The sequence below is a fragment of the uncultured Sphingomonas sp. genome, assembly GCF_913774285.1.
GTDB lineage: Bacteria > Pseudomonadota > Alphaproteobacteria > Sphingomonadales > Sphingomonadaceae > Sphingomonas.
Window position 1 is genome coordinate 184,301 of the sequence record NZ_CAJYHX010000019.1, and the last position, 14,342, is coordinate 198,642.

Below are 14,342 nucleotides of genomic sequence, written 5' to 3' on the forward strand. Positions count from 1 at the left end.
AGCCGGGCGGATCGGGAAGGTCCGTTGCGGAGCAGACCTTCCCCGAGCGCAGCGGTGGTGGTTCAGCCGCCCTGGACCGGCGGCCGCTGCCCGCCCGCCAGCGTCCGCGCCTTGTCCTGCGCGGTCAGCACCAGCTCGGCGGCGAGCAGTGCCTGGGCCTGGTTCTGCGCGACCTCGGTGCGCTGGACCACGTCGGTGACGAATTGCGGGCCGAAGGGCAGCGGCACGGTGCTGCAATCGATGTAGCGCGTGCCCTTGGCGTCGGCGAGGAACAGGTGGTTGCCCCCCGGCCGCCCGTGGATGTCGACGTACTTGCGCAGCTCGATATAGCCCTCGGTGCCGAGGATGAATACGCGGCCGTCACCCCAGGTCGGCAGCCCGTCCGGCGTGTACCAGTCGACGCGGACATAGCCGGTGCCGCCATTGCCGGTCAGCATCATGTCGCCGAAATCCTGGAACTTGGGGTGGTTCGGCGTGGCGAAATTGCCGACCTGCGAGGCTACCACCTGCGCTTCGGTGGAGCCGGTGTAGAAGACGAACTGGTCCGCCTGGTGGCTGCCGATATCGGTGAGGATGCCGCCATAATTGGCGACGTCCCAGAACCAATCGGGCCGGCTCGGCGCGCTCACCCGGTGCGGGGCGATGTTGATGGTCTGCACCACGCGGCCGATCGCGCCGGCATGGACCAGCTCGCCCGCCTTCACCGCGGCGCGCACCTCGAGCCGTTCCGAATACATGATCGCGAACTTTCGCTTCGTCTCGGCGATGGTGCGGCGCACCTCGGCGAGCTGGGCGAGGCTGGTGATGCCCGGCTTGTCCGACAGGAAATCCTTGCCCGCGCGCATCACCCGGACGCCGAGCGGCGCACGCAGATTGGGGATCGAGGCGCTCGCGACCACCTGCACGCTCTTGTCGTCGAGGATCTCGGCTTCGCTGCGCGCCACCTTCACATCGCCATAGCGGGCGCGGAAGGGGATCAGCTGCTTGGGGTCGCCCGCATGCACCGCCACCAGCGTGCCGCCGCCGCGGATCAGCGCGTCGGTCATCGCATAGATGTGCGAATGGTCGAGCCCGATCACGGCGAAGCGGATGCGGTCCTTGGCGCTCGGGTCCGGCCCGGTCGGCGCGGCATTGGCGGAGACGCCGTTGCCCTGCGCGGTCGATTGGGCGCGGGCGGTGCCGGCGAGCCCGGCGCCGATAAGCCCGGCGCTGGCGAGGAGCAGGCGGCGATCGATCATGTCCATGATGCTATCCCTTTGGGAGAAGGTCAGAAGGTGACGAGGTCGGTCGGCCAGGCGAGCGCCTTGCCCTGATCGATCGCCTGCTCGCCGAGCAGCGAGGCGACGCTGGCATGATAAGCCTGGGCGAGCAGCCCCGGCACTTCCTTGCCGCTGCGCACCGCTTCGCCGAAGCCCTCGAACTGGAGCATCGTCTCGTCATATTCGCCCCAGCCGAGCGAATCGCCGGGGGTGGTCACCGGGAGTTCGGGGAACCAGGTGGCGCCGCCGATCGGCACGGTGTTCTTGCGGCCGGCCTGCACGTCCGCGCGCATGCGGGCGAGGGCGGGCACCGCGCCGGGCTGGACTTCCTGGTAGATCCGGCCCAGCTCGGGTTCGATCGTGCCCTTGCTGCCCTGAATCTGCTCCTCGCAGCCATAGCGGGCATTGTTGAGCATCGAGGTGTAGATCACCTTTCGCCCATCCGAATAATCGTAGATCAGCGCGACCTGGTCGTAGACGTCGCGGCCGTCCTTCCAGAAGCAGATGCTGCCCGATCCCATCACGCGCGTGGGCAGGCCGCCCATGAACCAGTTGGCGACCTGGAGCTGGTGCGTCGCCAGCTCGGTCATCAGCCCGGCCGAGCGATCGCGATAGAGCCGCCAGTTGATCTCGCGCTCGGTGCCGCCGGGCGGGATCTGGCGGCGCCAGCTGCGATTGCGGTGCCAGCTGGCGCGGATCTGGGTGATCGGGCCGATCTCGCCCGCCTGCGCGCGCTTGAGCGCATTCAGATAGGTCGGGTTGAACAGCCGCTGATGGCCGATCTGGAGGATCTTGCCGCGCTGGCGGGCGCGCGTGACCATCGCGCTGCAATCGGCGATCGTCCGCGCCATCGCCTTTTCGCAGAACACCGGATAGCCCGCGTCGAGCGCATCGATGGTGTGGCGGGCATGGAGATCGAGCGGGGTGGCGATCACCACCGCGTCGATCTGCCGGGCCTCCAGCATCTTGCGGTGATCGGTGAAGATCGGGGTGTTGGCGGGCACATAGGCCCGCGCCTTGGCCATGTGCGGCTCGAAATTGTCGCACAGCGCGGCGACGGTGCAGTTGCGCGTCTTGTTGAGGTTCTGGATCAGCGTGCGGCCGCGATCGCCGGTGCCGATCACGCCGATGCGGACGCGCGGGCCCTTGGCGATGTCCTCGGCGGCGCGGGCGGCCCAGGGGGCGGCGGCGCTCATTCCCACGCCGGCGGAGGCGAGCAGCACCCGGTCGAGAAAGGTGCGGCGGGATAGCGCGAAATCGTCGTCGGTCATGCGGTAGGTTCCAGTGCTCGCTCGGCGCCGACGGGCGCGGCATGGGGAAAGATGAAGCGGTGTTCGGGAGCCGCCGCGCGCAGTCGGTCGCGGGCGACGGGGTCGGCGACGAGCAGCGCGGTGCTCAGCGCCTCGGCCTCGGCACCGGTCGCGGCGGCCGCGACGGCGGTGGCGGGGGTGGTGACGATCGCGCCGTCGGTCGGGCGGATCATCGCGGCGCGGCCCGGCTTGGCGGCGCCGGTGCCGATGGTGGACGAGATCGACAGCGATGCGTCCTGCAGCTCCAGTTCGACCAGCCAGGCCCCCTCGTCCTCGGGGTGCGGCACGGCGAGCGGCCAGCCGCCGCCGAGCGGGTGTTGGCCGAGCACCGCGATCGAGCTTTCGCCGGCGGAGAGCAGGGCGGAGGTCACGCCCATCGCCCGAAGCGCGGTGACGGCGTGGTCGAGCGCATGGCCCTTGCCGAAGCCACCGAAGTCGAAGGTCAGCGGGCGATCGGTTGAAACCTGGCGGCTGGCGGGATCGATCGTGAGCGAGGACCAGCTACCGAGGCTGGGGTCGAACAGCCCGCCGGTCTCGCGCCAAAGCGCATCTACCTGCAGCAGTGCGCCGAACAGCAGTCGGTCCTCCACCACCGCACTTCCGCCGCGAGAGAGCGCGTCGTTGAGCGCGGTGGCAGGCGAGGGGCGGTGGATCGTCAGCGCGTCCTCCACCGAGAGAATCGCCGCCTTGGCGGCGGCGAGCGCGGCGGGGTCGTCGCAGCCGAACAGGTGCAGCTCGACCCGCGTGCCCATGGCGGCGAACCGCGCCACGCTCGCCTCCATGTCGGTCATATCAGCCGCGCACTTCCCAGCCGGGCTCGTAATCGACCGCCCAGAGCTTCCGCGCCGCAGCTTCCTTGGGCTTGCCGGTGGCGGGATCGACGGTGATCGCGCCGCCGGTGTGATAGGCCATGTTGCCGAGGTGGCAGAGCGTCGTGCTGATATGCCCCTCCTGGATCGGCGAGTGCAGCGCCGTCTCGGTGCCGCGGACCACGCCGAGGAAGTTGGCGGCGTGGTAGACGTCGAGCGCGCCTTCGCCGACGGTGCCGGTCGTTTCCGATTCCGCCGGTGCCTTCACTTCGCGGATCCGCTTGCCGGCAAGGTCGTACAGCTCGAAGCCGTTGCGATCGACCACCGCCGAACCCTTGGTCCCGAGCAGCAGCGTGCCGCGGCCACGGCCATAGCGGAGCATGCCGTTGCAGCTCTCGCCGTCCCAGCGGATCGTGCGGCCGCCCTCGAAGCCGAGGTTCAGCGCGAGCGAGTCGTACATCTCCCAGTCGTCGCCCTGGTAGAAGCGGCGGGCGCCGCGCGCGGTGACGGTGGCGGGATAGGTGACGCCCATCAGCCAGCGCGCGATGTCGAGCTCGTGCATCGCGTTGTTGCAGATCTCGCCGGTGCCGTACTTCCAGAACCAGTGCCAGTTATAGTGGACGAGGTTCGAGCGATACGGTCCGCGCGGACGTGGCCCCTGCCACATGGCCCAGTCGAGATCGGCGGGCGGCGGCACGATCTGGCCCTTGCCGATCGACTTGCGATTGTTGGCGTACCAGGTCTGCGCCTCGTAGACGTCGCCCAGCTCGCCGGCGCGGATCAGGTCGAGCAGCTGGCGGGTCTCGACGCTCGAGCGCTGCTGGTTGCCGACCTGGAGCACCCGGCCGGTGCGCTTCTGCGCGGCGATCAGCGCCTCTCCTTCGGCCGGCGCGATGCCGATGGGCTTTTCGATATAGACGTTGCGGCCGGCGTTCATCGCGTCGATCGCGACCTTGGCGTGCCAATGGTCGGGCGTGGCGACGGTGATTACGTCGACCGCCTTGGTGTCGAGCAGCCGGCGATAGTCGCCGGTGGTCTCGACCGTGTTGCCATGGCGCTGGGCGAACTCGCCGGCGCGCTTGGCGAGCACCGTCGAATCCACGTCGGCGAAATGGGTGACCTGGACGTTTGGCTGCTTGGCGAAGGCGCTCATATGCGCCTGGCCGCGCCCGTTGACGCCGACGATCCCGACGCGGATGCGGTCGTTCGCCCCCAGGATGCGCGCATAGCTGCTGGCGCTGATCGCCAGTGCGCCGGTTGCGGCGGCGCCCTTCATCACCGTTCGACGGTCGAACATGGCAGTGCTTCCCCTCGGTTCTTTATAGTCGTGATTGCAACGGTACGGCGCAGATTCCTCAGAACCGACGCAGCTTGATCGAGCGGAAGTCGACGCGGTCGCCATGGTCCTGCAGCAGGATCGCGCCCTCGGCCGTGGTGCCGAAGCCGGCGATCTTGGCGAACTTGCTCTCGGCGATCGCCGCCTTGAGCGCATCCGAGCCGCGCTCATATTCGACGACCTTGAAGCCGTTCAGCCAATGCTCGACATGATTGCCGCGAACGAGGATCGTCGCGCGGTTCCATTCGCCCGGCGGGTTGCCGCGCTTGCCCGGGCTCGACGGGTCGGAAAGATTGCGCGCCGGGATCAGGTCGTAGAGCGAGGCGAGCGTGCGGTTGCCGTCGCGGCCCATCTTGGCGTCGGGATGCCGCGCATCGTCGAGCAGCTGATATTCGAAGCCGACATTGGAAACGCCGCCATTCTGCAGCGGCGGGAGCAGATACTTGATGCCGCTATTGGCGCCCTCGCTCAGCCGGAAATCGACCGACAGCTCGAAGTTGCGGTAAGTCGCCGCGGTGGCGATATCGCCGCCGCCGCCGTTCTTCTCGACCGTCAGGATGCCGTCGGCGATGCTCCAGCCCTTGGCCGGAAAGCCGCCGCCCTTGGCCGAGCGCCAGCCCTTCGAGGTGCGGCCGTCCCACAGCAGCGTCCAGCCGGCGCGGCGCTCGGCGGCGGTCAGCTGGTTGGACTGCCAGCCCTGCTGCTCCACCTTGGTTTCGGGCAGCGCATAGCGGGCAGGGGAGTCGGTGATAATGCGCAGCCCCTTGAAGCGCACCTCGGGGCCCTTGGCCGCGACCGCGTCGGGCAGGGCATGGACCTGGAAGGCGAGGAAGCCGCGCGCATCGGTATCGTCGACGATGTCGGCGGCGGGGACGCCGTTGAGGAAGGTGCGGATGCGGTTGCCGATCGCCTCGACGCGGTAGTGGTTCCAGTCGCCGGGTCTGAACGCCTTGCGCGCCGCCTCGTTGCGGCCGAGCGTGTAGAGCCATTGGCGGCGCTGCTCGTCATAGATGCCGGCGCTCCACGCGCGCGGCGAGGGGTCGATCTCGGCCTGGTAGCCGAACACCACGCCGTTCCGATAGTCGGGCCGGCTCTGGCCGCGGATCATCATGCCCGAATTGAGCGACGGATCGGTCTTGGCATCGAACTCGACGATGAAGTCGCCATAGAGCTGGTCCGAGACGAGCCAGCTATTGCCCTTGCCGATCACCGCGCGGCCGACCAGCTCGTCGCTCACCATCTCGTAGGTCGCGTTGCCGCCGGTGCGGTGCCAGCCGGAGAGGTCTGCCTTGGGCATGAGGTCGCGCCAGGGAGCCTGGGCGGGTGCGGTGCGGGCGGGCGGTGCCGCGGCGAGGGGAAGCGTGCTTGCCGGCAGGGCGGCAAATGCCAACAGTGCGAGTGTGCGAACCACAATCTCTCCCCTCGTCCATGAAGTGGCCCCGTCCGCTTCCCAAAGGCTTGCGGCGAAAAGCTCTTGATGCGCTAGGCGTAAAACGTGGTCGGGCCACTTGCAAGTGCCTTGTCTGGCACGACAAAGGTCTGACAACGCTATCTGGCAAATTGGTCAGGCACAGTTGCCAGACAGCACATCGCCTGTTACGCATTATTGCAGGTCGTACACCCGAAGAGGGGGCGACAACACCCGCGCACCACAAAGCTTTAGACGGAGGTGCGCGCGAAATGGGAGAGGGGATATGGACACTGTTCGTGGCCACAAATGCGCCTTGTTCGCATCATCCAGCGTGCTCGCCGCGCTGATCGCAACGTCCGCCGCCGCACAGAACGCACAGGAACAACCCGCGCCCGTGCAGGCGGACGACGCGCAGAACAACGAAATCGTCGTCACCGGCTTCCGCGCCTCGCTCAACAGCGCGCTCAGCCTGAAGCGTTCCGAAACCGCCGCGGTCGACAGCATCGTTGCGGAAGATATCGGCAAGTTTCCGGATTCGAACCTCGCCGAGTCGATGCAGCGCATCCCCGGAGTGGCGCTCTCCCGCGGGGACGGCGGCGAGGGGCGCAACATCTCGGTCCGCGGCCTCGGCGCGCAGTTCACCCGGGTGCGGATCAACGGCATGGAAGGCGTGTCGCAGGTCAGCGGCAGCGACATCCGCGGCGGCGTCGCGACCGGCCGCTCGTTCGACTTCGTGACGTTCCCGACCGAGATCTTCTCGTCGCTGGCCGTGCGCAAGACGACCTCGGCCGATGTGGAAGAGGGCTCGCTGGGCGCCACCGTCGACCTGCGCGCGCCCAAGCCGTTCGATCAGAAGAAGGACTTCGTCCTCTCCGCCACCGCGCGCGGCATCTACAACGACATCCGCAAGAACGTCGATCCGCGCCTCTCCGCGCTCGTCTCCAAGAAGTTCGGCGACAGCTTCGGCGTGCTCGGCAGCATTGCCTATTCGAAGCGCCATATCGACGAATATGCCTATTCGGCGGCGGACGTCGTGCCGACGACGGTCTATGGTCTGGCGCAGCCCGCCGGCGCTGCCAATGCGGGCGTGATCTTCCCGTTCTGCACGCCCGTCGGCTATGTCTACAAGGGCGCGCCGGTGAACAGTCCGGTCTCCGGCTACACCCAGCCGAGCGGCGCGTCGATCGGCGCGGATGCGAACAACTGCAGCACCAACAATCCGCGCACCGGCAACCAGGCGGCCTATGACTATATCATGAGCCGGACGGGCGTGAACGGAAAGCCCGGCGGTGGCGTCTACCTGCCGCGCCTGCCGCGTCCGGTGAAGGGCAGCCAGAACCAGGAGCGCATCGCCGGCTCGCTGACGCTGCAGTGGAAACCCGACGACAATACCGACATTTCGCTCGACGGACTCTATTCGCGTTTCAAGGTCAAGCGGCTCGACACGATGTTCGACGCGCGTTCGTTCGGCCGCGCCATCTCGAATAACGGCCAGCCGCTCACCTCGGTGCGCGAGATCGAGGTCGACAGCAACGGCTCGCTGATCCACGGGCTGTTCGACGGCGTCGACCTGCGCTCGGAAATGCAGGACGAGCGCTTCACCTCCGAATACAAGCAGGCGAACCTCAACTTCGACCATCGCTTCTCGGACGCTTTCCGGCTGTTCGGCCTCGCCGGCATCAACCAGTCGCAGCTCGACGTGAACCGCCTGCAGGTGGCGATCGACTCCAACGATACCCGCAACTGGTCGATCGATTTCCGCGACAATCCCAACATCCCGAAGATCGGCTACGGGATCGACACGACCAATCCCGCGCTGTTCCAGTACGGTCCGCCGCTCGCCAATGGCGACCAACGCGGCCAGCTCTCCAACTTCATCCGCCGCAACACGATCACCAGCAAGACCTTCGAACTCAACGCCGACTGGAAGGTGACGCCGGGCTTCTCGATCCAGGTCGGCGGCCAGTATCGCACCAACAAATACACCGCGCGCGAGCGCCAGCTCGCCACCAACACCCCGCTGGCGCTGCCGGCGGGCGCGTCGATCGCCGATTTCAGCTTCGTCACCACCGGCGTCGGCAAGAATCTCGGCGGCAATCTGCAGGACTTCGTCTCGATCGATCCGGATAAGTTCCGCCAGGTCGTCGGGCTCGACAATTATGTCTATTGCAGCATCGAATGCGCCAAGGGCACCTATGGCGGCGTCGACGAGAAATACACGTCGGGCTATCTGATGGCGAAGTTCGACACGTCGAACGTTCTGCCCTTCGCACTACGTGGCGATGCCGGGGTACGCTATGTCCGCACCAGCCTCGATACCTATGGCCCGATCACCACCGCCTCGCCGGCGGGATCGCTCTACCCGTCGCGCTTCGTCATCTCCAATGTCAGCCGCTCCTATGAGGACTGGCTGCCGTCGATGAACCTCGCGCTCGACATCACGCCCAGCCTGATCGCGCGCGTTTCGGCGGCGCGGGTGATGTCGCGGCCTGCCTATGGCCAGCTGATCCCGGCGGGTTCGGCCAACCTGGTGATCCAGACCGCCTCGTTCAGCAACCCGTTCCTCGATCCGATCCGCGCGAATACCTTCGACGCCGCACTCGAATGGTATTTCCGCCCCGGATCGCTGCTCTCGGTCGCCTATTTCTACAAGGACATCGAGACCTATATCCAGACGACCAGCCAGAGCCTGGCCTTCCAGGACATCGGCCTGCCGCTGTCGCTGCTCAACGGCACCCAACTGCGCCCGACCGACCAGTTCACCGTCCAGCGCAGCAACAATACCCCGGGCGGCCCGCTGCGCGGCTTCGAAGTGAACGTGCAGCTGCCCTTCAGCTTCCTGCCGGGCGTGCTCAAGAATTTCGGTGCGCTGGGCAACTTCACCCGGGTGCGTTCGAACATCAACTATATCATCTCGCCGACGCTCTCGCGGACCGCGCCGCTTGTCGGCCTGTCGCCCGAGACGGCGAGCGGCACACTTTACTATGAAGACAGCAAGTTCAGCATCCGCTCGACGGTCAACTATCGCTCGTCGTTCCTCACCGCGGTGCCGAGCGGCTCGGTCGATGCGGATTCTACCGCCAACGCCCGTTCGATCTTCGTCGACGCCTCGGCCTCGTACAACCTCACCGACCACATCAAGCTGATCGCCGAGGTGCAGAACCTGACCAACGAGACCAACCGGTTGACGGTGGATACGGTCCGCAAGGACCCGCTCTACACCGCCTATTTCGGTCGGACCTACGCACTCGCGGTGAACTTCGTGTTCTAACCGGTTGGTGGGACGGGCATCGTGCCTGTCCCACCCTGTCCGCGAGGACTATTGCTCTCCTATTGCGGCGCGGTATGCGGATCCTGGGGCCTGTTCTGGGATCGAGTGCATGAAGCGTCGGAATTTGTTGCGTGACTCCGGCGGCCGTTCCGCCTGGACGACGGTGGGGCTGGTCGTCGGCCTCGCCTTTTTCCTGATCAGCGGCGCGCTTGCCTATCGCAACGTGGTAGCCCTTGGCGAAAGCGATGCGGCGATCCGCCACAGCCACACCGTGCTGATCGCGCTCGACGAGCTGCTGTCGACTGTCCAGGACGCCGAGACCGGCCAGCGCGGCTTTTTGCTGACCGGCGGGCAGAGCTATCTCGAGCCTTACACCAAGGCCACCGAGACGCTCGACGCGCGGCTGGATCATCTCCAGGACCTGGTCAGCGACAACCAGGCGCAGCAGGACAATATCGTCCAGCTGCGTCGCGACGTGGGCGCCAAGCTGGCCGAGCTGCGCGAGACGATCGAGCTGCGTCGCACCAAGGGCCTCGCCAACGCGCTGGCCATCGTCGAGACCGGCGCCGGCAAGAACAGCATGGACGCCATTCGCGCCCAGCTTGCCGTTATGGCGCGGGAGGAGGGGCGTCTCCGCCAGCAGCGGCTCGACGACATGGCCGCCGCCTCGCGGGCGGCGATCGCCAGCGGGCTCGTCTCCAGCCTGATCGGCGCGGCGCTGACGCTGATGATCTTCGTGCTTGTCCGCCGCAACCTGCGTGCCCGCGCCCGGGAAGAATGGCTGCAGAACGGGCTGCTCGGCATTTCGGCGGCGGTGCGGGGCGACCGTTCGGTGGAAGAGATCGCCGAGGCGGTGCTCGGCTACCTAGCCGACAAGCTCGGCTTCCAGGCCGGCGCGCTGTTCAAGGGCGAGGCGGGGGTGTTCCGCCGCGTTGCGACACTCGGCGTCCCCGGCGATGCCGATGTGCCCGAGGCGTTCGGCCTGCGCGAAGGGCTGCTCGGCCGGGTCGCGGCCGAGGGCAGGCCGATGCTGCTCGACGACGTGCCCGACCATTATCTGGAGATCGGCTCGGCCTTCGGCAGCGACAAGCCGCGCCATCTGATGATCGTCCCCGCCAAGGCCGACGACATGGTCAACGCGGTGCTGGAGCTCGGCTTCTTCTACCCGACCGACCCGATGATGGTGGAGCTGCTGGAGCGTGCTGCCCCGGTGATCGGCGTGGCGCTCCGCTCCGCACGCTTCCGCGCCCAGTTGCAGGATGCGCTGGAGGAAACCCAGCGCCAGGCGGCCGAGTTGCAGACCCAGAGCGAGGAGCTGCAGGTCAACAACGAGGAGCTGGAGGAGCAGGGCAGGGCGCTGCGCGAGTCCCAGGCGATGCTCGAGCAGCAGCAGGTCGAGCTGGAGCAGACCAACAGCCAGCTCGAAGAACAGGCTCAGGCACTGGAGAACCAGCGCGACGAGCTCGAGCGCGGCAGCGCCGCGCTGCTGGTCAAGACGCGCGAGCTGGAGCAGGCCAGCCAGTACAAGAGCGACTTCCTCGCGAACATGAGCCACGAGCTGCGCACGCCGCTCAACTCGCTGCTGATCCTCGCCAAGCTGCTCGGCGACAACGGCCCCAACACGCTCACCGCCGAGCAGGTGAAGTTCGCCCGCACGATCGAATCCTCGGGCAACGATCTGCTTACGCTGATCAACGACATTCTCGACCTGTCGAAGATCGAGGCGGGCCATGTCGACATCCGCCCCGAGCCGGTGAGCCTGGTGCGGCTCGGCACCGATCTCCGCCAGGTCTTCCAGCCGGTGGCGGAGCAGCGCGGGCTGGAGCTTGAAATCCTGTTCGACGAGAGCGCGCCCAAGGGCATCGAGACCGACCGGATGCGGCTGGAGCAGGTCCTCAAGAACCTGCTGTCGAACGCGCTCAAGTTCACCGAGAAGGGTTCGGTGAAGCTGCAGGTCCGCGCCGAGGGCGACCGGATCGCTTTCGCAGTGCGCGACACCGGCATCGGCATTTCGCCCGAACAGCAGAAGTTGATCTTCGAGGCGTTCCACCAGGCCGACGGCACGATCAACCGCCGCTATGGCGGCACCGGGCTGGGCCTGTCGATCTCGCGCGAGCTGGCGCGGCTGCTCGGCGGCGGCATCACGCTGGAAAGCCGCCCGGGCGAGGGCAGCACCTTCACGTTGACGCTGCCGGTCCACTACGACGCGGAGGCGGTTGCCCCGCGGGCGCTCCCAGCAGTGCCTGCCGCTCCGGCCAAGCCTGTTGCCCAGGCGGCTCCCGTCGCCCCGCCCGCGCCGCCGCGCCGTGCCGCTGCCGCAGCCGACTGGGTGCTGGACGACGATCGCGATCGGCTGGTGCCGGGCGGGCGTCATCTGCTGGTGATCGAGGACGACCCCGTCTTCGCTTCGATCGTCTGCGACCTGTCGCGCGAGCTCGGCTTCCAGTGCCTGGTCGCCAGCACCGCCGACGAGGCGCTGCAGCTGGCGCGCACCTATCGGCCTAGCGCCGTGGTGCTCGATCTCGGCCTGCCGGACCAGTCCGGGCTGATCGTGCTCGATCAGCTGAAGCAGGAAGACAGCACCCGCCACATTCCGATCCACGTCATCTCGGCCGCGGATCAGAGCCAGACCGCGCTGTCGCTGGGCGCGGTCGGCTATCACATCAAGCCGATCAAGCGCGAGCTGCTCGCCGAGGTGCTGCAGAACCTGCAGGAACGCACCGCCAGCCGCGTCCGCCGCGTGCTGATCGTCGAGGACGACGATGTCCAGCGCGACGCCGTCGCCCGCCTGCTCCAGACCGACGACGTCGAGACGGTCGGCGTGCGCACCGCCGCCGAGTGCCTCGAGATGCTGCGCAGCCAGACCTTCGACTGCATGGTGCTCGACCTGTCGTTGCCCGACGCCTCGGGCTATTCGCTGCTCGAGACGCTGAGCGAGGAGGACGGTTCGCACAGTTTCCCGCCGGTGATCGTCTATACCGGCCACGACCTCAGCGCCGACGACGAGCAGAAGCTGCGCCGCTACTCCAGTTCGATCATCATCAAGGGCGCCAAGTCGCCCGAGCGGCTGCTCGACGAGGTCTCGCTGTTCCTCCACCAGGTGGTGGCGGAACTGCCGAGCGAGCAGCAGGAGATGATCCAGGCCGCCCGCCGCCGCGACGCGGTGCTGGAAGGCCGCCGGGTGCTGATCGTCGAGGACGACGTCCGCAACGTCTATTCGCTGACCTGCGTGCTGGAGCCGCGCGGCGTGCTCGTCCGCATCGCCCGCAACGGCCAGGAGGCGCTCGACGCGCTTGCCGAAGCGGCGGCCGATCCGGAGAAAGGCGTCGACCTCGCGCTGATGGACGTGATGATGCCGGTGATGGACGGCCTTACCGCCACCCGCGCGATCCGCCAGGACCCGCGCTGGGCCAGGCTGCCGATCATCATGCTCACCGCCAAGGCGATGCCCGACGACCAGGAACGCTGCATCGAGGCGGGCGCCAGCGATTACATGGCGAAACCGATCGACGTCGATAAACTCTTGTCGCTCGTCCGCGTTTGGATGCCGCGATGAACGACGAAACTCCGGAACCCGATGTCGACGATATCGAGATCGAACTGCTGCTGGAGGCGCTGTACCGGCGCTACCATTACGACTTCCGCCATTATGCCCGCGCCTCGATCAAGCGTCGGCTGACCCAGGCGCGCGGGCGGCTGGGGGTGAGCAGCTTCTCGGCCCTGCAGGAGCGGCTGCTGCACGACCCGGACATGCTGGCCAAGCTGCTCAACTACCTCACCGTCCAGGTGAGCGAGATGTTCCGCGATCCCAGCTATTTCCGGGCGCTGCGCGAGAAGGTGATCCCGCACTTACGCACCTATCCCTCGCTCAAGGTGTGGATCGCCGGGTGCAGCAACGGCGAGGAAGTCTATTCGCTCGCCATGCTGTTCCGCGAGGAGGGGCTGGAGCAGCGCACGATCTTCTACGCGACCGACATCAACCCCAAGGCGCTCAAGGCCGCCGAGGCGGGGGTCTATCCGCTCGACCAGATCCGCAAGTTCACCGAGAACCACCAGAAATCGGGCGCGCGCACCTCGCTCTCCGACTATTATGTCGCCGATTACGACCGCGCGATCTTCGACAGCAGCCTGCGCGCCAATGTTGTGTTCTCCGATCACAGTCTGGCAACCGATTCGGTGTTCGCCGAGATGCACCTGATCTCGTGCCGCAACGTGCTGATCTATTTCGATCGCGCGCTGCAGGAGCGCGCCGTCGGGCTGTTCGAGGAATCGCTGGTCCGCCGCGGTTTCCTGGGTCTCGGCCGCAAGGAGAGCCTGCGCTTCTCCGACCATGCCGCCGGCTTTGCCGACTTCGTCCGCGAGGAGAAGATCTACCAGCGGCGCGAGCGATGAGCGGCATGGTCGTCATCGGCGCCTCGGCAGGGGGCGTGCAGGCGCTGCTCACGCTGCTGCCCGCACTCCCGGCGGACTTCCCGCGGCCGGTGCTGATCGTCGTCCATGTGCCGCCCGATCATGATCACGGCCTGGCGGCGCTGTTCGAGGCACGTTGTGCGATGCAGGTGTGCGAGGCCGAGGACAAGCAGGTCCCCGAGCCGGGCACCATCTATTTCGCGCCGGCCAACTACCATCTGCTGGTCGAGCCCGACGGCAGCATGGCGCTCTCCGCCGACGATCCGGTCAACCACAGCCGGCCTTCGATCGACCTGTTGCTGGAAAGCGCCGCCGATGCGCTGCGCAACCGGCTGATCGCGGTGCTGCTCACCGGCGCCAACCAGGACGGTGCCGAGGGGCTGCGCGCCGTCGCCCGCACCGGCGGCACCGCGATCGTCGAGGATCCCGCGACTGCGCGCGTACCGACCATGCCTGCCGCGGGTCTCTCCGCGAACCCAGGCGCCACCCGTCTCGCGATCGAAGCGATCGCGCCCCACCTCCTGCGATTGGCCTGA

General features: G+C 67.3%; 9 protein-coding genes. 4 read left to right on the forward strand and 5 right to left on the reverse strand.

The window, feature by feature from the left end; all coding sequences use genetic code 11:
- Nucleotides 1-62 precede the first annotated feature (62 nt).
- From QZ670_RS08975 to QZ670_RS08995, 5 genes are read right to left on the reverse strand one after another with little or no spacing between them, the layout of a single operon-like run.
- The gene (locus QZ670_RS08975) at nt 63-1,244 is read right to left on the reverse strand and encodes a Gfo/Idh/MocA family oxidoreductase (protein ID WP_294254051.1); all 1,182 of its coding nucleotides are present in this window, start codon (nt 1,242-1,244) and stop codon (nt 63-65) included.
- A 23-nt stretch (nt 1,245-1,267) separates the two neighbouring features.
- Nucleotides 1,268-2,530 carry a Gfo/Idh/MocA family oxidoreductase gene (locus tag QZ670_RS08980; protein WP_294254053.1) on the reverse strand — a complete coding sequence of 421 codons (1,263 nt, stop codon included), beginning with the start codon at nt 2,528-2,530 and terminating at the stop codon, nt 1,268-1,270.
- Complete coding sequence (locus QZ670_RS08985; protein ID WP_294254057.1) at nt 2,527-3,360, reverse strand: FAD:protein FMN transferase; 834 nt, start codon at nt 3,358-3,360, stop codon at nt 2,527-2,529. Before QZ670_RS08985 ends, QZ670_RS08980 begins: the two co-directional genes overlap by 4 nt.
- 1 nt (nt 3,361) lies before the next feature.
- A complete protein-coding gene (locus QZ670_RS08990; RefSeq protein ID WP_294254060.1) occupies nt 3,362-4,675 on the reverse strand; it encodes a Gfo/Idh/MocA family oxidoreductase in 1,314 nt (437 codons plus the stop codon).
- A 58-nt stretch (nt 4,676-4,733) separates the two neighbouring features.
- Nucleotides 4,734-6,104 (reverse strand): DUF1080 domain-containing protein, encoded by a 1,371-nt coding sequence (locus QZ670_RS08995; RefSeq protein WP_294254063.1) that lies wholly within the window; start codon nt 6,102-6,104, stop codon nt 4,734-4,736.
- A 304-nt stretch (nt 6,105-6,408) separates the two neighbouring features.
- Here QZ670_RS08995 and QZ670_RS09000 point away from each other — a divergent pair, with 304 nt between their 5' ends.
- The 4 genes from QZ670_RS09000 to QZ670_RS09015 all read left to right on the forward strand — a co-directional run bounded on the left by QZ670_RS09000 (nt 6,409) and on the right by QZ670_RS09015 (nt 14,342).
- Nucleotides 6,409-9,396, forward strand: coding sequence for a TonB-dependent receptor (locus QZ670_RS09000; protein ID WP_294254065.1), 2,988 nt, complete (start codon nt 6,409-6,411; stop codon nt 9,394-9,396).
- A 109-nt stretch (nt 9,397-9,505) separates the two neighbouring features.
- Nucleotides 9,506-12,952, forward strand: coding sequence for a response regulator (locus QZ670_RS09005; RefSeq protein ID WP_294254068.1), 3,447 nt, complete (start codon nt 9,506-9,508; stop codon nt 12,950-12,952).
- Nucleotides 12,949-13,788: a protein-glutamate O-methyltransferase CheR gene (locus QZ670_RS09010; RefSeq protein ID WP_294254070.1), complete on the forward strand. Its 840-nt coding sequence runs from the start codon at nt 12,949-12,951 to the stop codon at nt 13,786-13,788. The genes QZ670_RS09005 and QZ670_RS09010 overlap by 4 nt, the downstream gene beginning before the upstream one ends.
- Nucleotides 13,785-14,342, forward strand: coding sequence for a chemotaxis protein CheB (locus tag QZ670_RS09015; protein WP_294254072.1), 558 nt, complete (start codon nt 13,785-13,787; stop codon nt 14,340-14,342). Before QZ670_RS09010 ends, QZ670_RS09015 begins: the two co-directional genes overlap by 4 nt.